The 20,254-nt window shown below is 76.0% G+C and carries 21 protein-coding genes and 1 pseudogene; 10 read left to right on the top strand and 12 right to left on the bottom strand.

All coding sequences use genetic code 11. The features are described from left to right. Positions 1-3 precede the first annotated feature (3 nt). From OF117_RS09820 to OF117_RS09790, 8 genes are all read right to left on the bottom strand, one after another. Entirely contained in the window at positions 4-480 is a 477-nt protein-coding gene (locus tag OF117_RS09820) for a hypothetical protein (protein WP_263552645.1), read from the bottom strand. Positions 481-510: 30 nt separating this feature from the next. Continuing rightward, the gene (locus tag OF117_RS09815) at positions 511-2,310 is read right to left on the bottom strand and encodes a DEAD/DEAH box helicase (RefSeq protein ID WP_263552644.1); all 1,800 of its coding nucleotides are present in this window, start codon (positions 2,308-2,310) and stop codon (positions 511-513) included. Between the two features lie 143 nt (positions 2,311-2,453). Beyond that, positions 2,454-3,383 (bottom strand): type II CAAX endopeptidase family protein, encoded by a 930-nt coding sequence (locus tag OF117_RS09810; protein ID WP_263552643.1) that lies wholly within the window; start codon positions 3,381-3,383, stop codon positions 2,454-2,456. A gap of 134 nt (positions 3,384-3,517) precedes the next feature. After that, a complete protein-coding gene (locus OF117_RS09805; protein ID WP_263552642.1) occupies positions 3,518-4,396 on the bottom strand; it encodes an alpha/beta fold hydrolase in 879 nt (292 codons plus the stop codon). Between the two features lie 47 nt (positions 4,397-4,443). Then, complete coding sequence (locus tag OF117_RS09800; RefSeq protein ID WP_263552641.1) at positions 4,444-4,824, bottom strand: type II toxin-antitoxin system VapC family toxin; 381 nt, start codon at positions 4,822-4,824, stop codon at positions 4,444-4,446. Then, entirely contained in the window at positions 4,821-5,051 is a 231-nt protein-coding gene (locus tag OF117_RS22245; protein WP_411969442.1) for an AbrB/MazE/SpoVT family DNA-binding domain-containing protein, read from the bottom strand. The genes OF117_RS09800 and OF117_RS22245 overlap by 4 nt, the downstream gene beginning before the upstream one ends. Positions 5,052-5,173: 122 nt before the next feature. Then, positions 5,174-6,859: a DNA repair helicase XPB gene (locus OF117_RS09795; RefSeq protein WP_263552640.1), complete on the bottom strand. Its 1,686-nt coding sequence runs from the start codon at positions 6,857-6,859 to the stop codon at positions 5,174-5,176. A gap of 92 nt (positions 6,860-6,951) precedes the next feature. Then, the gene (locus OF117_RS09790; RefSeq protein ID WP_263552639.1) at positions 6,952-9,213 is read right to left on the bottom strand and encodes a helicase C-terminal domain-containing protein; all 2,262 of its coding nucleotides are present in this window, start codon (positions 9,211-9,213) and stop codon (positions 6,952-6,954) included. Between the two features lie 78 nt (positions 9,214-9,291). On the opposite strand from OF117_RS09790, the gene OF117_RS09785 reads away from it, so the two are divergent. Together OF117_RS09785 and OF117_RS09780 are read left to right on the top strand one after the other, a co-directional pair. Next, complete coding sequence (locus OF117_RS09785; protein WP_263552638.1) at positions 9,292-9,840, top strand: hypothetical protein; 549 nt, start codon at positions 9,292-9,294, stop codon at positions 9,838-9,840. A 31-nt stretch (positions 9,841-9,871) separates the two neighbouring features. After that, entirely contained in the window at positions 9,872-10,174 is a 303-nt protein-coding gene (locus OF117_RS09780; RefSeq protein WP_263552637.1) for a hypothetical protein, read from the top strand. A gap of 33 nt (positions 10,175-10,207) precedes the next feature. Here OF117_RS09780 and OF117_RS09775 read toward each other — a convergent pair whose 3' ends face one another. Continuing rightward, a complete protein-coding gene (locus OF117_RS09775) occupies positions 10,208-10,975 on the bottom strand; it encodes an endonuclease/exonuclease/phosphatase family protein (RefSeq protein ID WP_263552636.1) in 768 nt (255 codons plus the stop codon). 61 nt (positions 10,976-11,036) lie between these two features. Between OF117_RS09775 and OF117_RS09770 the strand changes: the two genes are divergently transcribed. Next, the gene (locus tag OF117_RS09770) at positions 11,037-11,636 is read left to right on the top strand and encodes a hypothetical protein (RefSeq protein WP_263552635.1); all 600 of its coding nucleotides are present in this window, start codon (positions 11,037-11,039) and stop codon (positions 11,634-11,636) included. 85 nt (positions 11,637-11,721) lie between these two features. After that, positions 11,722-11,907: pseudogene (locus OF117_RS09765) on the top strand (cold-shock protein); the annotation flags it as partial. 238 nt (positions 11,908-12,145) lie between these two features. Here the strand turns inward: OF117_RS09765 and OF117_RS09760 are convergent. Beyond that, the gene (locus OF117_RS09760) at positions 12,146-12,601 is read right to left on the bottom strand and encodes a DUF2771 domain-containing protein (protein ID WP_263552634.1); all 456 of its coding nucleotides are present in this window, start codon (positions 12,599-12,601) and stop codon (positions 12,146-12,148) included. After that, complete coding sequence (locus OF117_RS09755) at positions 12,598-14,184, bottom strand: MFS transporter (protein WP_263552633.1); 1,587 nt, start codon at positions 14,182-14,184, stop codon at positions 12,598-12,600. Before OF117_RS09755 ends, OF117_RS09760 begins: the two co-directional genes overlap by 4 nt. 125 nt (positions 14,185-14,309) lie before the next feature. Here OF117_RS09755 and OF117_RS09750 point away from each other — a divergent pair, with 125 nt between their 5' ends. Next, entirely contained in the window at positions 14,310-15,137 is an 828-nt protein-coding gene (locus OF117_RS09750) for a DUF3027 domain-containing protein (protein WP_263552632.1), read from the top strand. A gap of 46 nt (positions 15,138-15,183) precedes the next feature. Here the strand turns inward: OF117_RS09750 and OF117_RS09745 are convergent, their stop codons facing one another. Beyond that, positions 15,184-15,420 (bottom strand): DUF2530 domain-containing protein, encoded by a 237-nt coding sequence (locus tag OF117_RS09745; RefSeq protein ID WP_263552631.1) that lies wholly within the window; start codon positions 15,418-15,420, stop codon positions 15,184-15,186. A 209-nt stretch (positions 15,421-15,629) separates the two neighbouring features. On the opposite strand from OF117_RS09745, the gene OF117_RS09740 reads away from it, so the two are divergent. The 5 genes from OF117_RS09740 (at position 15,630) to thpR (ending at position 20,114) form a co-directional block, all read left to right on the top strand. Further along, positions 15,630-17,165 (top strand): NCS2 family permease, encoded by a 1,536-nt coding sequence (locus OF117_RS09740; protein ID WP_263552630.1) that lies wholly within the window; start codon positions 15,630-15,632, stop codon positions 17,163-17,165. Between the two features lie 103 nt (positions 17,166-17,268). Further along, complete coding sequence (locus OF117_RS09735) at positions 17,269-17,703, top strand: MarR family winged helix-turn-helix transcriptional regulator (protein ID WP_263552629.1); 435 nt, start codon at positions 17,269-17,271, stop codon at positions 17,701-17,703. Further along, positions 17,700-19,010, top strand: a complete 1,311-nt coding sequence (locus OF117_RS09730) for an MFS transporter (RefSeq protein ID WP_263552628.1) — start codon at positions 17,700-17,702, stop codon at positions 19,008-19,010. Before OF117_RS09735 ends, OF117_RS09730 begins: the two co-directional genes overlap by 4 nt. 133 nt (positions 19,011-19,143) lie before the next feature. Continuing rightward, positions 19,144-19,551 (top strand): hypothetical protein, encoded by a 408-nt coding sequence (locus OF117_RS09725; protein ID WP_263552627.1) that lies wholly within the window; start codon positions 19,144-19,146, stop codon positions 19,549-19,551. Further along, positions 19,548-20,114: an RNA 2',3'-cyclic phosphodiesterase gene (gene thpR / locus OF117_RS09720; protein WP_263552711.1), complete on the top strand. Its 567-nt coding sequence runs from the start codon at positions 19,548-19,550 to the stop codon at positions 20,112-20,114. The genes OF117_RS09725 and thpR overlap by 4 nt, the downstream gene beginning before the upstream one ends. Positions 20,115-20,254: the final 140 nt, after the last annotated feature.

Below are 20,254 nucleotides of genomic sequence, written 5' to 3'. Positions count from 1 at the left end.
GGGTCAGCGGGGTGAGCGGTCCTCGTCCCGCGGGATGCTCACGGTGCGGGCCACGGCGAGGGTCACCAGCGCCGGCACGCCCACGGTCACCGCGACGAAGGGCGCCAGCCCGAACAGGGCGTCGACCAGGACCGCGACCGTGGGCTCTCCGCCGGAGAGCGCCGCGGCCACCGGCACCTGCACCGCCTGCACCACGCCCGTGGCGATCGCCGTGACGATCCAGACGCGGACGACCGGGGTCGCCGGCCGGGCCCGGCGTCCGGTGCGGACGCCGTCGACGCCCGCCCACACGACGGCCACGGCGACCGGGAGGGCGAGCAGCAGCAGCCCGAGCCCGATGGCCGCGTCCGACGAGCCGTCGGCGGCGGCGACGGACGAACCCGCCACCGAGACGGCGAGCAGGGCCGCGGTGCGCACGACGACGGGCCGGGCGAAGACGCGCACGAGCGCGCCCGGGGACGGTGGTCGGTCACTCCTCACGACGGCGGCTCCCCTCACAGGCGGCTCCTCTCACAACATGGTGCGGAGGCGCTCGCGGCGGGCGCGCAGCACGTCGACCGAGGCGGACGCCGACGGCGGCCCGGGCACCGCCTGGCGCAGCTGGGTGTGCACCACCGCGTGCGGCTGCGACGTCCGGGCCGCCACCCGGCTGACCAGCCGGTTGATCTCGCGGCGCAGCTCCGCGGCGTCACGCCAGGAGCGGCCGGCCGCCCCGTCCAGGAGGTCCTCGTCGGGGTGGTCCTCGACGGGGAACAGGCCGTCGTCCTCGTCGTCGTGGGCGTGCCGCTGGGCGATGCGCAACCGCAGCTCCTCGTCGCGCTTGGCCAGCAGCTCGGCGGTCTGCGCCGGGGTGAGCAGGCCCGGGATGCCGAGGAACTCCTCGTCCTCGCCCCCCACCGGGACCGGAGCGCCATCGCCGGTGTGCGCCGTCCCGCCGTGCAGCACGTGCGCGAAGCGCGCGTCGGCCTCCAGCGCCTCCCACTGCGGCAGGCCGTCCTTCTCCCGCTCGGGCGTCGGCAGCGGGTCGAGGTCCAGCTCGTCGCCCTGCACCGTCTTCGGTGGTGGCATGACGTGGTTGCGCTGCTCCTCCATGGAGGCGGCCAGGGAGAGCAGCGGCCGCACCGCCGGCAGGAACACCGTGGCGGTCTCGTGCGGCGCGCGGGCGCGCACCACGCGCCCGACGGCCTGGGCGAAGAACAGCGGCGTCCGGTAGGAGGTCATCCAGGCCAGGACGGCGGCCCGCGGGACGTCGACCCCCTCGGAGATCATCCGCACGCAGACCGCGATCCGCGCCGAGCCGGTGGCGAACCGCTCGATCTTCTTCGACGCCTTCGGGTCGTCGGAGAGGATCAGCTCGGGCGCCTTGCCGGTCACCCGGCGCACGATCTTCGCGTAGGCGCGCGCGTCGTCCTGGTCGCTGGCGAGGATCAACCCGGCGGCGTCGGGCATGCCGTTCTCGCGCAGGTGGGTGATCCGGTCGTCCATCGCGGCGACGACGTGCGGCACCCACTGGCCTCCGGGGTCCAGGGCGGTGCGCCAGGCGGCCATCTCGACCGACCGGGTGCCGGCCTCCGACAGCGACGCGGCCACCACCTCGCCGGCGGAGTTCCGCCAGCGCGACGTCCCGGTGTAGGCGGCGAACACGACGGGCCGGACGACGGCGTCGGCCAGCGCCTCCTTGTAGCCGTAGGTGTAGTCGGCGCGGCTCACCAGCCCGACGCCGCCCTCGCCGTCGTCCCCCTCGAACGAGTCCTCCTCGTAGCGCACGAAGGGGATGCGCTCGTCGGCCTTGGTGCGGAACGGCGTCCCGGTCAGGCACAGCCGGCGGGCGGCGAAGCCGTACGCCTCCTCGATCGCCTCGCCCCAGGAGAGGCCGTCGCCGGCGTGGTGCACCTCGTCGAGGACCACCAGCGTCTTGACGGCGGTGGCGCGGGCGGCGTGCAGCATCGGCTTGCCCGCGACCTGCGCGTAGGTGGTCACGTAGCCCTGGGTGCCGGCGCGCACCGGGCCGACGGCGTTGGTCAGGCCGGGGTCGAGCACGATGCCCATCCGGTCGGCCGCGTCGGCCCACTGCAGCCGCAGGTGGTCGGTCGGGCAGACCACGACCACCCGGGCGACCTCGCGGCGCTGCAGCAGCCGGGCGGCCAGCGTGAGCGCGAAGGTGGTCTTCCCCGCGCCCGGGGTCGCGGTGACCAGGAAGTCCTTCGGCGAGCTCTCCTCGTAGCGGTCCAGGGCCTCCTGCTGCCAGGCCCGGAGCGGTCGGTTGGCCGTCTGCGGGGCGACCGCCTCCGCGCGTGCTGCACTGCCCATGTCGGGGCCATCCTGCCCGGCCGAGGAGCAACACGCCGAACCGGCCGCCTGCCGCGCGCCCCGCCCGGGACGACGTATGGACCCTCCTGGCAGCCCGCTGACCTGCGCTTCCGGTGCGGGTCAGGCGCCGGGTGCGGTCCTCGTCACGTCTCGCGGAGGGGCCGTCCCGTCCCGCCGGCCCCGGCAGGTCCCGCCGGTACCTCCTCCCGCGCCCCCGGCCGGAGCCGCGGCCGCACCACCAGCGCCACGCACAGCGTCACCAGGGCGACGGCCACGAGGGCCGACGTCACGGGTTGCCCGCCGGAGAGCAGGTCGTCGGCGAGGCCGCCGGAGCCGCTGCTGGTGTTCCAGCTGGCGTGCAGGACGGCGACGGCGAGCACGCTGCCCGCCGCCCCCCGCAGGACGACGCCGACCAGCAGCCGGAACAGCAGCGCGGCGACGAGCAGGTAGGCGAGCGCGGTGAGCAGCGACGACGGGGTGACGTCCTCCGCGAAGGCCAGCGGCAGGTGACCGGCGGCGAAGGGCAGCGCGGTCAGCACGGCCCCGGCGACGAGCCCGTGCCGGCGCTCCAGCCGGGTCTGCACGAAGCCGGCCCAGACGGTCTCCTCCCACAGGTTGATCACGACCACCGCGACGACGAGGCCGAGCAGTTCCGTCGCGAGCACCGACGGCAGGTCCGCCGTCCGGACCCCTCGCCCGAGCGCGGCCCCGACGGCGACCGTCGTCACCGGCAGGGCGAGGAGGACCGCCGCCCATCCGCCGAGCCCGAAGCGCCACCGGAAGGTGCGGGCGAGGAGGGCGCGGACCCCGGCGCGACCCTCCGTCACCGACACCACCCACAGGGCCGCCGGGAGCATGACCAGCAGCGTCATCGCGAGGGCGAACGGTTCGGCGGGCAGCCGGCCGCCCGGGAGGACCCCGTGGAACGCCAGGGCGGGCACCGCCAGCAGCACCCACCCCGCGGGCAGGGCCAGCAGCAGGAAGGCGGTCAGCGGCCTGCGCAGCGTGAACGCCCGCAGGCCCCGACCGGCCGTGGCGGCGGTCGGCCCGCCGGCCGTCGCGGGGGGCACCATGCCGCCGGACCGTAGCGGCCACGCCCGTCCCGCGGAGCCGGATCCGCACCGCGGTGGTCGCGGACGGCGGCGGGTGCGGGAGCGGGCGGGCGGAGTGCCACGGCGCGGAAAGCGCGCCCCTGCTGCTCCTGGCGCTAGGCCAGCACCTCGCGGAGTTTGACCGCGAACGCCTCCGGCCGGCCGGGGAAGCCGCCCTCGGCGCTGGTGAAGCCGGCGTGGTGGCTCGGGAAGACGTCCACCGCGCGGCCCAGCCGCTCGGCGAGGCCGTGACCGCCGCGGGCGGCGACCTCGTGGCCGGAGTCGGCGCCGACCGCCACGTGCACCCGCTCGCCGAGGGCGGCGAGCGCGGCGTAGTCCGGCACGTAGGCGTTGCAGGCCGGCATGTTGCGCATCAGGGGGTTCGTGCGGTCGCCGTCGTCGTCGGCGCTCATGCCGAACGCGGCCGGGTCGGGCGCCGGGCGGTCGAGGTAGTCGGCCGGCAACGGCTCGGGCTGCATGACGAGCGCGATGAACTTGGCCATGGCAGGACCGTGGCCGGCGCGCTCGTAGGTGTCGCGGATGTCGGTGCAGGCGGCGAGGACGACGTCGCCGTCGGCGAGCACGTCGACGAACGGCGGCTCGTGCACGACCGCGCGGCGGACGTCGCCGGGATGGGCCTCGAGCAGCGCCAGGAGGCAGATCGCCCCGCCGCTGGAGCCGAACGCGTCGACCGCGCCCACCCCGAGCGCCTCGACGACGCGGTGCAGGTCGGCCGCGTGCAGCTCGGGCGTCATCGGCCCGGTGCCGGTCGGGTTGCGACCCGCCCCGCGCGGGTCGATGGTCACGACCGGCCGGTCCCGGATCTCGGCGGCGAGCGCGGCGAACGCGGCTGCAGCCATCGGGTTGGCGAAGGCCAGGAGGGCGGGCCGTTCGGGCGTCGCGGCGGACAGGTCGCCGTGCACGTCGAAGTGGATGGTGTCGTCGCCCTCGCCCACGGTGTGGGTGGTGACGGTGCGCTGCCGGGTCTCGGTCATGCTCCTGTCGACCGGCCCGGCGGCCCGGACTCATCGAGCCGGATCGACTACCGCAGCAGGCGTACTCGGATCGGCAGATCGAGATCGGTCCAGGCACGATCTGCGGTCATCACCTCGGCTGGGGAGCTGCGGACCGTCAACGCCAAGCAGCATCGATCGCCCAGTGACAGCCGGGTGCCTCCCTCGAGCGACCGCATGGCGCCGGCGAGCTCCGCATCCGCCTCGGTGACAGGTTCGATGACCACGCCGGCGGCAGTGAGAAGTTCCCGCACACGGCTGGCGTCGACCCCGGCGTCGACCAGCTTGCCGATCACCTCGGCGAGGTTGGCAGCGCCCAGGGATGCGGATCCGAGCGCCTCGGCGACGACCTCCGCCCCCGGTTCGTCGTGCACGAGCGCCAGCACGGCCGACGCGTCGAGGACGATCACTCGCCGGCAGCGGCTGCGAGGCGACGCTCTGCGAGGAGCTCGTCGACCAGCGACCTGTTCCTCGGCACCTCCGACGCCAGGCCTCGGAGCTCGGCGGCAGCATCCTGCTGACGTTCGAGCACCAGGCTGTGCCCGACGAGACGCAGGTGCAGCTGGTCACCAGGGGAGAGCCCCAGGGCAGCGCGCACCTCTGCAGGGATGACGAGCCGTCCCTGTCGACCCAGCACCACTGTGGCATGCACAAGATGAAGATGCCACGGCGGGCTGAGTCGTGCCACAGCACTCGTGCGAACTCCGTCCCCAGCAGGGGTAAGCTCGAGTTCGCGCGCGGTGGAGTCAGGGGTCCCGGTCAGTCCGCCGGCTCGTCCAGTCGCTCGGGCCCGCCGACCTCGCCCGGGCCGGCCAGGTCCGCGGCGTCCACGATCGTGTAGGCGTAGCCCTGCTCGGCGAGGAAGCGCTGCCGGTGGGCGGCGTACTCGGCGTCCAGGGTGTCGCGGCTGACCACGGTGTAGAAGTGCGCCTGCCGGCCGTCGGACTTCGGCCGCAGCACGCGGCCCAGCCGCTGTGCCTCCTCCTGCCGCGACCCGAAGGTGCCCGACACCTGGACGGCGACCGCCGCCTCGGGCAGGTCGATGGAGAAGTTGGCCACCTTCGACACGACCAGGGTCTGCACCTCGCCGGAGCGGAAGGCGTCGAAGAGCTTCTCCCGCTCCCGGTTGGTGGTCGACCCCTGGATCACCGGGGCTTCCAGGGCCCGGCCGAGCTCCTCGAGCTGGTCGAGGTAGGCCCCGATGACCAGCTTCTGCTCGTCGGGGTGCCGATCCAACACCCGGCGGATCACCGGCAGCTTGGACGACGCGGTCGCCGCGATCCGGTACCGCTCCTCGGGCTCGGCGACGGCGTAGGTCATCCGCTCGTCGTCGTCGAGCGACACCCGCACCTCGATGCACTCGGCCGGCGCGATGTAGCCCTGCGACTCGATGTCGCGCCACGGGGCGTCGTAGCGCTTCGGGCCGATGAGGGAGAAGACGTCGTCCTCGCGGCCGTCCTCGCGCACCAGCGTGGCCGTGAGGCCGAGCCGGCGGCGGGACTGCAGGTCGGCCGTCAGCCGGAAGATCGGCGCGGGCAGCAGGTGCACCTCGTCGTAGACGATCAGGCCCCAGTCCTGCGCGTCGAACAGGTCCAGGTGCCGGTACTCGCCCTTCCGCCGGGTGGTGATCACCTGGTAGGTGGCGATGGTGACCGGCCGGATCTCCTTGCGCTCGCCGGAGTACTCGCCGATCTCGTCCTCGGTCAGCGAGGTGCGGGCCAGCAGCTCCCGCTTCCACTGCCGCCCGGCGACGGTGTTGGTGACCAGGATCAGCGTGGTCGCCTTCGCCTCGGCCATCGCCGCCGCGCCGACCAGCGTCTTCCCCGCCCCGCAGGGCAGGACGACGACGCCGGAGCCGCCCGACCAGAAGCCCTCGACGGCCTCCTTCTGGTAGTCGCGCAGCGCCCAGCCGTCCTCGCGCATGTCGATCGCGTGCGCCTGACCGTCGACGTAGCCGGCCAGGTCCTCCGCCGGCCAGCCGACCTTGAGCAGCGCCTGCTTGAGCCGGCCGCGCTCGGAGGGGTGGACGACGACGGTGTCCCCGTCGATGCGGGCGCCGAGCATCGGGGAGACCCGCTTGGAGCGGATCACCTCCTCGAGCACCGCGCGGTCGGAGGTGGCGAGCACCAGCCCGTGCACCGGGTGGTTGACCAGCGTGAGCCGGCCGAAGCGGTCCATCGTGTCGGCGACGTCGACCAGCAGCGCGTGCGGCACCGGGTAGCGGGAGTAGCGCACCAACGCGTCGACCACCTGCTCGGCGTCGTGCCCGGCCGCCCGCGCGTTCCACAGCGCCAGCGGGGTCACCCGGTAGGTGTGCACGTGCTCGGGGGAGCGCTCCAGCTCCGCGAACGGGGCGATGGCCGCCCGGCACTCACGGGCGAGCGGGTGGTCGACCTCGAGCAGCAGGGTCTTGTCCGACTGGACGATCAGGGGGCCGTCAGGCACGGGTCGCCTCTCTGCTGGGGCTGGGGCTGGGGCTGGGCGGGAGCTGGGGGAGCGCGGCCCCGGTGGGCGCCGCGCGGCACGAACCACGAGGGTCAACCACCGCCGGTCGCGGGAGCTTCCTCCTCCACGAGGGCGACCGAGGTGATGCGGTGCACGGCGAACGTCCGGTTCTCCCCGCGCCGCTCGTCGTACCCGGACAGGAAGCCGCCGACCAGCGACACCGGCCGGACCACCCGTTGGCTGCCGCTGCCCTGGGCGTCCACGTAGCCCAGCCACACCGGCGTCCCCTCGCGGACCGCCCGGGAGAGCAGCTCCAGCGTGCCGGCGGTGGTCACCCCGGGCACCTGGCGCACCGCCTCGCCGCGCCGGGCGGCCAGCGCCGCGTCGCCCGCCCGGATCTCGCGCACCGTGCCGGCGAGCTCGGCCGCGGTGAGCGGCCGGGGCCCGGGGGAGACCTCGGTCCCGCGCCGCCCGGCGGACCTGGGGCGACCCGGCGGCCGGGTGAGGACGGCGCCGCCGGGGGACTCGCCCGCCGGCGCGTACCCCGACTCGCGCAGGACGGCGAGCACCTCGTCGGCGCCCAGCCCGCTGACCAGCACACCAGGCGCCAGCCGGCGCAGTTCGGCGGCCGCCGTGCGGCGGTCGTTGAGCACCTGGGAGAGCAGCCCGTGGTCGTCGGAGCGGACGTAGCTCTCGATCGCGCCCACGCGCAGGCGGCCGTGCTGCCGGGCGACGTCGTCGACGAGGTACTCCAGCGCCTGCGGCACCGGCGTCCGCGACGCGCGGCCGAAGAACTCGCGCAGGTCGGTGGCCGACCAGCCGGCGTCCAGCGCGCGGCGGACGCTGCCCTCCGAGACCCGGTACACCGTCGCCCCGCCGGAGGACTCGACGTCGGCGACCACCGCCAGCGTGTCGGCCAGCTCGGCCACCAGCGGACCGGGGGCGACGAGCGAGAGATCGGGCTGGGCCAGCACGTGGTCGACCGGCTCGGGCAGCAGGCCGCGCATGCCGTCGGCCGCGCCGTCCTCCCCGTCGACGAGCAGGCCGCGCCCGGCGGTCGACAGCACCCCGCCGACCACGAGGCCGAGCCGCGCGGCCTCCGCGAGCAGGTCGGGCACCGGTGCGAGCCGGTCCGCCCGCCGCGGCGTGCGCCAGCGCAGCACCGCCACCAGGTCGTCGGCGGCCATCCCCGCGCCGGGCGGGTGCTCGGCCAGCACCGCCAGCGCCGAGCGGCGGATCACCGGGGCGGTGTGCCGCACCAGGTCCGGCGACAGCGGGTTGACCGCCTTGCCCGCGACGTCGCGCTGCCCCACCAGCGAGGGCAGCCGCACCCCGCCCAGCCAGCCGGCCGCCAGCACCGCCCAGCGGTCGGGGAGGCCCTGCTCGCGCCACACGTCGTAGGCACGCGTGGGCAGCCACTCGTCGCGGTGCGGCCCGCCGACGTCGAGCAGTCCGCCGAGGAAGGCCAGCTCGAGCCACCACCCGACGTCGGGCTCGGCCACGTGCAGGGCCCGGGCCAGCCGCTTCTGGTCGCGGACGCCGACCCCGCCGCTGCGCAGCAGACCGGCCGGCTCGTCCTCCAGCAGGGCCAGCAGCTCGCCCACCCGGCCGACGGCCTCGAGGGCGGCCCCGGCCGCCTGGCGGTCGACCAGCCCGACCTCGCGGGTGGTGACCGCCGGCTCGGGGCGCAACCGCGGCGGGCCGTACGGCCGGTCGCCGCGCAGCAGCAACCCGATCTCGCGGGGCAGCTCCACGTTGAGGGCGTCGATGCGGGCCAGCAGGCCGCGCTGCAGCAGCCGGCGGGCGGGGGACCGGCTCCCGTCGGCGGGCGCGTCGGGCAGGTGGCCGACCGGGCGGTCACCGGCGAGCCGGTCCAGCACCGCGCGCTCCTCGACGGGCAGCTCGGCCACGACGGCGCGCAGGTCCGAAGGCAGCGCGACGCCGAGCTCCGCGGCCCGCCGGCCCAGGCCGGCGGGGTGCCGGACCGCGCGGCGCACCGGGTCGGGCGCCCGCAGGACCTCGTCGCCCCACAGCAGCGCCCGGGTGGTCAGCGTGCCCACCGCGGCGTCGAGGACGTCGTCGGGCAGCTCGGGCAGCCCGCCGGCCAGCTCCGCGGCGGGCACCCCGTCGGTCGGGACGAGCAGCACCACGTCCAGCACCTGCAGGGTCGCGGCGTCCAGCTCGTCGAGCGCCCGGTCGACCGACACCGGCACCGCCAGCCGGCTGGCCAGCGCCACGACGTCGGAGGGGGCGGGCCGGGCCACGTCCGGCCGGGCCGCCAGCAGCGCCGCCAGCTGCTCGTCGCTGCGGGTGCGCAGCCAGGCGGCCAGGGTGGCGGGAGCGGACGCGGACATCCGGTCCACGCTACGTCGCTGCGGCGAGCGACGCCGCCGCGAGCCGGGCCCACCGGCCGCGGCTGCCAGCATGGAGGGGTGCCACCGGCAGCGGACGATCCGCGGACGACGTCGGCGCTCGCCGCCCACCAGGCCGGCGCGCTGCGCTGGCTGGGCGGCGGGGTGATCGCCGTCGTCCTCGGGGTGCTCCTGGGCGTGGCCGCGGTGACCATCGCCGGCAGCACCGGCCGCCGCCTCCCCGCGGTGGGGCTGGTGGTCGTCGCGCTCGTGGCCGCGGGCCTGGCCGCGGCCGTGGCCGGCGCCGGGGGCCTGCTGCGCTCGCTGCGCTGGCGGCGGGCGCTGCAGGAGACGGGGTGGCGCACCGGCCGGCTGCGCATCGCCGGCCCGGCGGTCGTGGCGTTCGAGCCCGACGGCTACGACGAGCTGGACCCGGTCGACGAGCGGGGCCGGGGTGTGGCGCCGGTGCAGCTGCGGTTGCTGAGCACGGCGATCTGGCGGACCCGGGCGGTGCAGGCCCTCGACGGCGCCGAGGTGCGCGCCGCCCCGGTGGGCCCGGCCGAGTGGGTGCTGACCGCCGACGGCATCGACACGCTCTTCGGCGCGCGGACGGTGCGCCGCCGCGACTGATCACGACACGGCCCGGGGGAGGGGGACGGGCGTGCCCGCGCCGCGGCCGTCGGCCAAGATGATCCCCGGGCGCCGGGCGGCGCCGCCGACCGGCACCGGAGGGACCATGGCCAAGCGCAAGCCGAGGAACGAGCACCTGGTGGAGCCCACGTGGGGGCGGTCCGAGGACGGCGGCCCCCCGCTGACCGAGCTCACCAGCGAGGCGGCCGGTCCGCTGTCGCCGTTCGGCGAGGACCACAGCTTCCCGCTGCCGCCCGAGCGGATCCGCTACGCGCACCCCACCAGCAAGCCGAACCGGGCCGGGAAGATGGCCGGGGAGCCCCCGCGCCGCTGACCCGGGGAGCGCCCGCGCCGCTGAGCCGGGCGGTCAGACCGGCCCGCAGGGCACGACCAGCGCGCGGTGGTCCGACAGCGGCAGCTCCGGTGCCGTCGCCGGGCCGGTGGCGCGCAGGCCGCCGCGGGCCAGCACGTGGTCGAGCTGGCGGACCGGTTGCCCCGCGGGGAAGGTCGCGGCCGAGCCGAGGGCCCGCAGGCCGCTGACGCGCGCGGCCTGACGCGGTTCCATGTTGAGGTCGCCGACCACAACGAGCGGTTCGCGCGTGCCGGTCAGCGCCCGGACCAGCCGGCGCAGCTGCACGGAGTTCCACCCGGGCACGAACGACAAGTGCGTGTTGGCCACGGTGAACTGGCCGTACGGCCCGTCGAGGACGGCGGCCACCGCCACCCGCGGCTCGTCGCCGACCAGCGCCGGCCGCCGGGCGCCGCGGAACCACAGGGGCACCCGGGTGCGCAGAGCCGGCAGCCGCACGACCCGCCAGGACACGACGGGGAAGCGGGAGAGCAGGGCGATGCCGTAGGTGGCCGACCCGGGCTGCTCCTGGCCGGTGGCGGCCATCCAGGTGCCGCCGGGGGTCCCGTGCAGTGCGGCCACGAACTGCGAGTCGACCGCGCCCATCGCCTCGGCCGCGACCGCGGTGAGGTCGGCTCCCTGTGACCGCGGCTGGTCGCGGTCGACCTCCTGGAGGCCCAGCACGTCGGAGTCGAGGCCCTTCACGGCCGCGGCCAGCCGGTCGACGTCGACCACGTCGTCGACGGTCGAGCGGCCGTGCAGGATGTTGAACGTGGCGATGCGCACACCGCCTCCCTACCCGATGCACCGCATGCGTGCGCTACGGAACTGCGGGTAGCAGGCTCCGGTGCAGCACTCCCAGGACGTGGTCCGTGACCTGCTCAAGCGGACGGCGGTCGCGCTCAAGCAGGCCGACGTCCCGTTCGCCCTGTGCGGCGGGTACGCGGCCTGGGTCCGCGGTGCCCCGGAGCCCGAGCACGACGCCGACTTCCTGGTCCCCGAGGCCGAGGCGGGGCGCGCCGCCGCGGTGCTCGCCGAGAGCGGCCTCGACGTGGTCGACCCGCCCGAGGACTGGCTGGTGAAGGTGGTGGCCGAGGGCGCCTTCGTCGACGTGCTGTGGCGGACCTGCGGCAAGCCGGTGGAGATCGACGTCGTCGCGCGCGCCGAGACCCTCCCCGTCCTGTCGGTGGAGATGCCGGTGATGCCGGCCACCGACGTGGTCGCCGGCAAGCTCGCCGCGCTCGACGAGCACTACTGCGACTTCGCGCGCCTGCTGCCGGTCGCCCGGGCGCTGCGCGAGCAGGTCGACTGGTCGGTGGTGCGCGCGACGGTGGCCGCCAACGACTTCGCCGTGGTCTTCCTGCACCTGCTGGAGCGGCTCGGTGTCATCGAGCCCGTGCCGGACGGGGGCGGGCGGCCGGACCGGCCCCCCGCCGCGGCGGACTAGGCTTTCCCCAGGGCGGCCGACAGCGCCACCCGCCGTCCGAGGCCCGAGGGGCCCATCGACCGCGAGCGACACAGAGGGATGCAGCGTGCCCACCGGCAGAGTCAAGTGGTTCAACCCGGAGAAGGGGTTCGGCTTCCTGTCGCGGGAGGACGGCCCCGACGTGTTCGTGCACAAGGACGCGCTGCCGTCGGGCACCGGTGAGCTCAAGCCAGGTCAGCGCGTGGAGTTCGGCATCGTCGCCGGCCGCCGCGGCGACCAGGCGCTGCAGGTGCGCGTCCTGGACCCGCTGCCCTCGGTGACGGCGGCGGTGGCCGCCCAGCACCGCAAGAAGCCCGACGAGCTCGTGCCGATCATCGAGGACCTCATCAAGCTGCTCGACGACGTCTCCAACGGGCTGCGGCGCGGCCGGCACCCCGACCGTGCCGAGTCGCGCAAGGTCGCCGCGGTGCTGCGGGCGGTGGCCGCCGACCTGGAGGCCTAGCAGCGATCCCTGGCTCGCCGCCGCGGGGTCAGCCGCCGGCGCGGATGAAGCCGACCGGCCACGCGCCCGAGAAGCCCTCGCACGCGGCGACGGCGTCCTCCACGACGACGAGGTAGAACGCCGGCGGGACGACGTCGGAGGTGTTGATGGCCGTGAAGACGGCCTCGCCGTCGGGGACGTCGACCGCGCCGATCTGCTCCTCGAGCGCGTCGTCGAAGACCTGCACGGCCCAGCCCCGCTCGGCGACCTCGTCGTCGACGGTGAGGGTGACCGCAGTGCCGGGCGACACCTCGAGCACCGGCGGGGTGGTGCCGTAGCGGCGTCCCTCGCCGTCCAGGCAGTACTGCGTCGGGGCGACCTCGACGTCCTGGGGCCCGGCCTGCACCCGGACACCGGGCGGGGTTCCCGGCTCCGCGCCGCACCCGGCCAGCATCAGGACGGCGGCAGCGGCAGGCAGGCCGCCCCCGACCGAGGGGCGGGTCACGACCGGGGACCCTCGGCGGCCGGCTCGGGGGCGCGCGACCGGCCGCGCAGCACGCCGTAGAGCACCAGCCCGACGGCGAGCGCCAGCAGCGCGGCGGCGACGGTGAAGCCCAGCCAGCCGGTGGGCGGCAGCACGATGCCGACCGCCCCGCCGATGACCCACGACAGCTGCAGCACGGTCTCCGAGCGGGCGAACGCCGAGGCCCGCAGCCGGTCGGGGACCTCCCGCTGGATGATCGCGTCGAGCGCCACCTTGCCCAGCGCGTTGGTGACCGCGGCGACCGCGACCACGACGGCGGCCGTCGCGACGCTGTAGAAGACCGCCGCCGCCACGGTGATGGCCGCGGCCAGACCCGCCGACACCAGCACCACGCGGTCGGGTGTCGCCGTGCGCAGCCGCGACCCGATGCCGGTGCCGACGACGCTGCCGACCCCCGCGGCGGCGGCCACCGTGCCGAGCGCGAGCGAGGCCGCCCACCCGTCGGCGAAGGTCGCCTGCACGAGGAAGGCGGAGAAGATCGTCAGGAAGCCGGCCAGGCCGCGCAGCGCCGCCTGGGCGCGCAGGGCCGTGCTGACGTGCGGGCTGACCACCCGGCGCCGCCACCGTGGACCGCTCAGCTGGGCGGCGGAGGGCAGGACGACGGCGGGCTCCTCGCCGGCGGGCACGTCGACGTGCCGCGGCAGCCGGAGGGCCAGCACACCGGTGACGACGAAGACCGCGGCCGCCGCCCACAGCAGCTCCGTCAGGCCCAGCAGCGCCGCGACGCCGGCGCCGAGACCGCCGAGCACGCCCGCGGTGACCAGGCCGAACACCGACAGGCGCGCGTTGGCCGAGGTGAGCGGGAGGGCGGCCGGGAGGACCCGCGGCACGACCGCGGCGCGCAGCACGTTGTGCGCCTTGGAGAGGACCAGCACGCCGAGCGCGGCCGGGTAGAGGAACAGGTCGTCGTGGTGGGCGGCCAGCACCAGCGCCAGCGCCGCCCGGCCGAGGATGCTGACCGCCAGCGCCCACCGCCGGCCGCGGTGCAGCCGGTCGAGCACCGGTCCGATGAGCGGCGCGAGGACGGCGAACGGCGCCATCGTCACCAGGAGGTACAGCGCCACGTTGCCGCGCTGGGCGTCGGCGGCGGCGGCGAAGAACAGGGTGCCCGCCAGCGAGACGGCGATCATCGCGTCGCCGGCCATGTGCAACGCGTTGACCGTGAGCAGCTGGCTCAGGCCGCTCTCCGCGGCGCCGTCGGCCCGGCTGGCGGCGCGCACCTTCTGCACCGCGGCGGCGGTGAGTTCGCGGGAGCGCAGCGCGGCCACCCGGGTCACGGTCAGCTTCTCCGGCCGCCTGGGGCCGCCGCCGCGTGCTCCGTCGTCCGGCGGGGGGCCGCCGGCGGGCGGTTCCGCGCCCGGCGGGAGGCCGTCTCCCGCGGCGGGCAGGGGCAGCGTCGCCGGCCCGCGGGTCCGCGGGGCGCCGTCGGCTGCGCCCACCGTGCCCATCGGGGTGGTGTCCCGCCGGTCGACCGGCACCGCCGCCGACCGGCCGCGCAGCCCGTTCCGCCGGCGGGGGCCGGGCGGTCGGCGGGTGGCGGGCACGGCCCCATGGTGCCCCACCGGGTCCGGGACGACGTGGCGTGCGCGGGCCGAGGACGTCGGGGGCGCGCGGCCGCCGCCGTCCGGGGGCCGTGCCGGCGAGGCGACCGATCAGCGACAATGGCCGGGTGTCCGACTTCCTCCCGCCGTCCCCGCCGGCCGGTGCACCGGGCGGTGACGCCGCCGGCGACGTCCTGACCGCCGCGGTCGAGCAGGCGCGGGCCGCGGCCGTGGAGACCGCGGGTGACGCCGGGCTCGTCGGCGAGCACCTGGGGGCCGGCCGGGAGCCGGAGCTGGCCGGCGACGGCGCGGCCGTGCTGGGCGAGGCGGTCACCCACACCTTCGCCAGCGCCCTGCCCGGGTACGTGGGGTGGCACTGGGCGGTGACCGTGGCCCGGGTGCCCGGCTCGGGCGAGGTGACCGTCGACGAGGTGGTCCTGCTGCCCGGGGAGCAGGCGCTGCTCGCGCCGGCCTGGGTGCCCTGGCACGAGCGGCTGCGTCCGGGTGACCTGTCGGTCGGCGACGTCCTGCCGGCCACCGAGGACGATCCGCGCCTGGTGCCCGCCTACACCGCCGCCGACGACGCGGCCGACGACCCGGAGGGCGCGGTGGCGGCCGTGGAACTCGCGCTGGGCCGCGAGCGGGTGATGTCCCGGGAGGGGCGCATCGAGGCCGTCGAGCGCTGGTCGGCCGGGGAGTTCGGGCCGCGGGCGCCGATGGCGCGCCAGGCGCCGGGGCCGTGCGGCACCTGCGGTTTCTGGCTGCCGCTGGCCGGCTCGCTGCGCGGGCGGCTCGGCGCCTGCGGCAACGCCTACTCGCCCGCCGACGGTCGCGTCGTCGCCGTCGACTACGGCTGCGGCGCGCACAGCCAGGCGACGCTGGTCGTCCGCGACGACACCGAGGTGGTCACCTCGGCGCGCTACGACACCTCCGACTTCGACGTCCTGACCGACTGACCGGAGTGGGATCGTGCGCGTGACGCGCACGATCCCTCTCCGCTGGTCAGCGGGTCGGTGGTCGCCGGTCGCGCCCCAGGTGGCCCTGCCAGTGCATCAGCGCGAGCCCGGGACCGGACAGGGCGATGCCCGCCACGCACGTCCAGACCCACACCCGGTCGACCCGGTCGCCGAGCAGCAGCAGGACGACGAGGGCGATCGCCCACAGCCCGGTGCCGGCGAGCACCACTCGGACGGTGTCGACCCGCAGCGGCGGCGGGGCCGGGCGCTTGGGGCGGGCCACGAGGACCGACCCTAGGCGGCGACCGGCCGCCTCCGGCACCGGATCCGGCGGGGATGTGGCTGCGGAGGCCGCTGCGGCACCCCGGAGCGCGACGACGTCCAACCGTAACGATCATGTGGCACTCTGACGCCGCTCGAGACCGCCCACACCGGCCGGGCCGTCGGCGTCCGCGCCGTCCGGCCTGGTCAGCGCCCTCCCCGGGAGCCCGCATGACCGACAAGTCCCGCCCGTCCCGCCGCGGCGACGTGCCCACCGTCGACACCGGCACACCGGCCGACGTCGCCGGCACCGCAGCCGCTCCGCGGCGCAGCGAGGGCCCCCGGGTGCGGCCGAAGAACGCGCTGGACCGCTACTTCGGCATCAGCGCGCGGCGGTCGACGACCACGCGAGAGCTGCGCGGTGGGTTGACCACGTTCTTCACGATGGCCTACATCGTGGTGCTGAACCCGATCATCCTGACCGGGGCCGACGTCGAGGGGACCACGCTGCCCTTCGCCGGGGTGGCCGCCGTCACCGCGTTGATCGCCGGCGTGATGACGATCCTCATGGGGGTCGTCGGCCGCTACCCGTTCGCGCTGGCCACCGGCCTGGGCATCAACGCGATCGTGGCCGTCTTCGCGGCCACGCAGCTCAGCTGGCCGGAGATCATGGGCCTGGTGGTGCTGGAAGGCCTGCTCATCACGGTGCTCGTGCTCACCGGCTTCCGAAAGGCGGTCTTCGAGGCGATCCCGCCGCAGCTGAAGACCTCCATCGCGGTCGGCATCGGCTTCTTCCTCACCATCATCGGCCTGGTCGACGCCGGCTTCATCCGCCGCGCGGAAGAGGGCGTCGTGCCGATCACCTTCGGCATCAACGGTCAGCTGGCCGGCTGGCCGATCCTGGTGTTCGTCTTCGGGCTGCTGTTCACCAGCGTGCTGGTCGTCCGCCGGGTGAAGGCTGCGCTGCTGCTGGGCATCGTCGGCACCACCCTGCTGGCGATCGTCGTCGAGGCGATCGCCCAGGTCGGCCCGACCTTCACCGAGGACGGCGTGAACCCCCGCGGCTGGGCGCTGCAGGTGCCGACGCTCCCGGACCAGATCGTCGGTGTCCCCGACCTCTCGCTGATCGGCGCCTTCTCGCTGTTCGGCGGCTTCGAGCGGATCGGTGTGGTCGCCGCGCTGCTCATCGTCTTCTCGATCATGATCGCCGACTTCTTCGACACGGTCGGCACGGTCACCGCGGTCGGCGCCGAGGGTGGCCTGCTCGACGAGGACCGCAACCTCCCCCGGTCGCAGCCGGTGCTGCTGGTCGACTCGCTGGCCGCGGCGGCCGGCGGTGCGGGCAGCGTGTCGTCGAACACCACGTACATCGAGAGCGCGTCCGGCGTGGCCGACGGCGCGCGGACCGGCCTGGCCAGCGTGGCCACCGGACTGCTGTTCGTCGTCGCGATGTTCTTCAGCCCGCTGGTGCAGGTCGTGCCGTCGGAGGCGGCCGCGCCGGTGCTCGTCATCGTCGGCGCGCTGCTGATCAGCCAGGTCAGGGACATCGTCTGGGACGACCTGACGCTGGTCATCCCCGCGTTCCTGACGATCGCCTTCATGCCGTTCACCTACTCGATCACCAACGGGATCGGTGCCGGCGTCATCAGCTTCGTGGTGCTGCGGTCCGCGGTCGGCCGGCCGCGGGACGTGCACCCGCTGATGTGGGTGATCGCGGCGATGTTCGCGATCTACTTCGCCCTCGAGCCGCTGCAGCAGCTGTTCTGAGAAGGACCCCGTCCTCCTCACCCCTCGCACGCTCGGAGCGGGACGGGGCCTGCGGCGAGCCTCTGGACGGCGCCGGGCCGCATCCTGAGCTAAGCTAAAGATCGTGGGCCGGACGACGTTGGACACCGCGGCGCTGGCCCACGACCTCCGACTGGCGGTCATGCGGCTGTCCCGCCGCCTGCGCGGCCAGCGGGTCGACACCTCGGTGACGCTGACGCAGCTGGCGGCGCTGTCCACGCTGCACCGGCACGGACCGATGAGCCCCGGCGAGCTGGCGGCGCACGAGCGGGTGCAGCCGCCCTCGATGACCCGGGTCGTGGTCGCGCTGGAAGGCATCGGCCTGGTCACCCGTACGCCGCACCCCACCGACGGCCGGCAGGTGGTCATCGACCTCACGCCGGCGGCCCACGAGCTGCTCACCGCCGAGGCGCGCGCCCGCGAGGCGTGGCTGAGCGCGCGGCTCCAGGCGCTGAGCGCCGAGGAGCGCGACGTGCTCCGCGACGCAGCCGTGATCATCGACAAGCTGGCGAGCGGGTGAGCCGGCCGGACCGCTCGCGCGGGTCCGGGCAGCGGGGCACGTTCCGGGCGCTGCGGGTGCCGGCCTACCGGCGCTACGCGTCGGCCAACCTGGTCAGCCAGACCGGCACGTGGATGCAGCGGATCGGCCAGGACTGGCTGGTGCTCCAGCTCTCCGACGGCAACGGCGTCGCCCTCGGCATCACCACCGCCCTGCAGTTCGGCCCCTCGCTGCTGCTCGGCATGGTCGGCGGTGTGCTCGCCGACCGCTACGACAAGCGCCGCACGCTGCTGGTGACCCAGACGTGCATGGGCCTGCTGGCCCTGGCGCTGGGGGTGCTGGTCGCCACCGGTGTCGTCGAGCTGTGGCACGTGCTGCTGCTGGCCGGTGGGCTGGGCGCGGTGGCCGCGGTCGACGTCCCGGTCCGGCAGTCCTTCGTCCCCGAGATGGTCGGTACCGAACTGGTCGCCAACGCCGTCGGGCTGAACTCGACGATGTTCAACGGCGCCCGCCTGGTGGGTCCGGCGCTCGCCGGGGCGCTGATCGGCGCGGCCGGCGGCGACACCGCGCCCGCCTTCTTCATCAACGCGGCGAGTTTCGTCGTCACCCTCGTCGCGCTGGCCGGCATGCGCCCCGACCAGCTGCACCCCAGCACTCCCGTGGCGCGGGGCCGGGGGCAGCTGCGGGCCGCGCTGGCCTACACCTGGGCGCACCCGGATCTGGTCCTGGCGATGGTGTTGGCCCTCCTGCTGGGCACCTTCGCCTTCAACTACCAGGTCACCATCGCGCTGATGGCCCGCGAGGAGTTCGGGCTGGGCGCGGCCGCCTTCGGTCTGCTCTCCACGGCGTTCGCCGTCGGCTCGCTGTCCGGCGCGCTGCTCTCGGCCCGGCGCAGCGCCCGCCCGCGGCCGCGCTTCCTGGCCGGCGCGGCGACCTGCTTCGGCCTGCTGACGATCGCGAGCGGGCTGATGCCCACCGCCGCGGCCTTCGCGGTGGTGCTGGTGCCCACCGGTGCCGCGGCGCTGGTCTTCAGCGTGGCCTGCAACAGCTTCGTCCAGCTCGGCGTCGACCCGCAGATGCGCGGGCGGGTCATGGCCCTCTACTTCATGTGCTTCATGGGCGGCACCCCGCTCGGCGCGCCGCTGGTCGGCTGGGTCGCCGAGCGCCTGGGCCCGCCGTGGGGCCTGCTGCTCGGCGGCGCGGTCGCGGCGGCGGCCGGGCTGTCCGCCGCGGCCTGGCTGGCCGGCGGCCGGCTGGACCGGCGGACGGCGCCGCCCGCCGTCCCCGTCCCCGTCGCCGACGGCCCGCAGCCGCTGCGATCGGGCTGACCGCTCCCGTTCCCCGCCGCGCGGCACGGGCCGGGCCCGCACCGGTCGGCGTCACCGGACGGCGCATTGTGACCGGCGGCACGCGGTCGTACCGTCGGAGCCGTCCCCCGTCGACGGCGCCTGGGGAGGCGAGGTGGCCGACTGGCTCCCGCAGTTGCTCTGGGCCGTCGTGGCCTTCGCCGCCACGGCCGCCGGTTTCCGGCTGTTCCTGAAGTGGCTGGCCGGGGAGGACTTCCTCGCCGACCGCCTGCTGCGCCGCCGCCGCGCCGCGCAGGAGCCCACGCCGCTGCACCGACCGCTGGAGGCGGTGGCCGCTGACGTGCGCCGGCTCGGCCGCCGGGTCGCCGCGGTGCCGGCCGGCGCGCCGATGGTCCGCCGCCGCGCGCTGTGGGCGGCCTACGACGACGTGCTCATCGAGGCCGCCGAGCTGCTGCAGGTACCGCACGCGCTCGACAGCACGCCCGACGGCCGGTCGCGGGAGGTGGAGCGGCTGCGCCTGCTGGCCGCGCTGGAGGCCGCCGGCCTCGTGGTGGACGGCTGACGGGGCGGGGCCGTCGGCTGTTCATCGCCGTGGACCCGCCGGACGACGCGCGGGCCGACCTCGAACGCGCCGTGTCCGCGTTGCGGGCGTGCCCGGGCGCGCCCCGGTGGACGGCGTCGGAGCGCTGGCACCTGACGCTGCTGTTCCTTGGCGCCGTGTCGGACGACGACGTGCCGGCGCTGGTCACCGCGTCGGCGGAGGCGGTCGCCGGTGCACCCGCCATGACCCTGCGGCTGGCCGGCGGTGGCCGCTTCGGGTCGCGCCGCCGTCCGCAGGTGGCCTGGGCGGGCCTGGACGGCGACATCGCGGCGCTCTCCGCCCTCGCCGGCCGGCTGGCCCGCGCCGCGCGGCGGCTGGGGCTGCCGGTCGAGGACCGCCCCTTCCGGCCGCACCTCACGCTCGGCCGGTGGCGGCCGGGGGCGCCGGCGGACGGCGACCTGACCGACGGGCTGGCCGGCTACCGCGGCCCCGCCTGGCCGGTCCGCGAGGTGCGTCTGATGGAAAGCTTCCTCGGTCCGTCGCCCCGGCACGAGTTGGTGACGAGCTGGCCGGTCGAGAAGTGAGCCGCCCTGCGCGGCAGGGCCGAGGAGCGGGGGCCGGAGGCCTCCCCGACGAGGACCTGGGCACGGCCCCACGCAGGTGGGGACGGCACGTGGCCGTGGTGGGTCGCGAGCGAGCGGGGGCCCGGAGGGTCCCCCGAGGA

It is taken from the genome of Geodermatophilus sp. YIM 151500 (assembly GCF_025716945.1).
Taxonomy (GTDB): Bacteria; Actinomycetota; Actinomycetes; order Mycobacteriales; family Geodermatophilaceae; genus YIM-151500.
The sequence above is the reverse complement of the archived record's forward strand: the minus strand, read 5'-3'. Positions and strand labels throughout refer to the sequence as shown.

Coding starts and splice junctions, on each gene's coding strand:
- OF117_RS09790 (WP_263552639.1), bottom strand. CDS start 9,213: ATGTCCGCGTCCGCTCCCGCCACCCTGGCCGCCTGGCTGCGCACCCGC.
- OF117_RS09810 (WP_263552643.1), bottom strand. CDS start 3,383: ATGGTGCCCCCCGCGACGGCCGGCGGGCCGACCGCCGCCACGGCCGGT.
- OF117_RS09805 (WP_263552642.1), bottom strand. CDS start 4,396: ATGACCGAGACCCGGCAGCGCACCGTCACCACCCACACCGTGGGCGAG.
- OF117_RS09740 (WP_263552630.1), top strand. CDS start 15,630: ATGACCGACAAGTCCCGCCCGTCCCGCCGCGGCGACGTGCCCACCGTC.
- OF117_RS09815 (WP_263552644.1), bottom strand. CDS start 2,310: ATGGGCAGTGCAGCACGCGCGGAGGCGGTCGCCCCGCAGACGGCCAAC.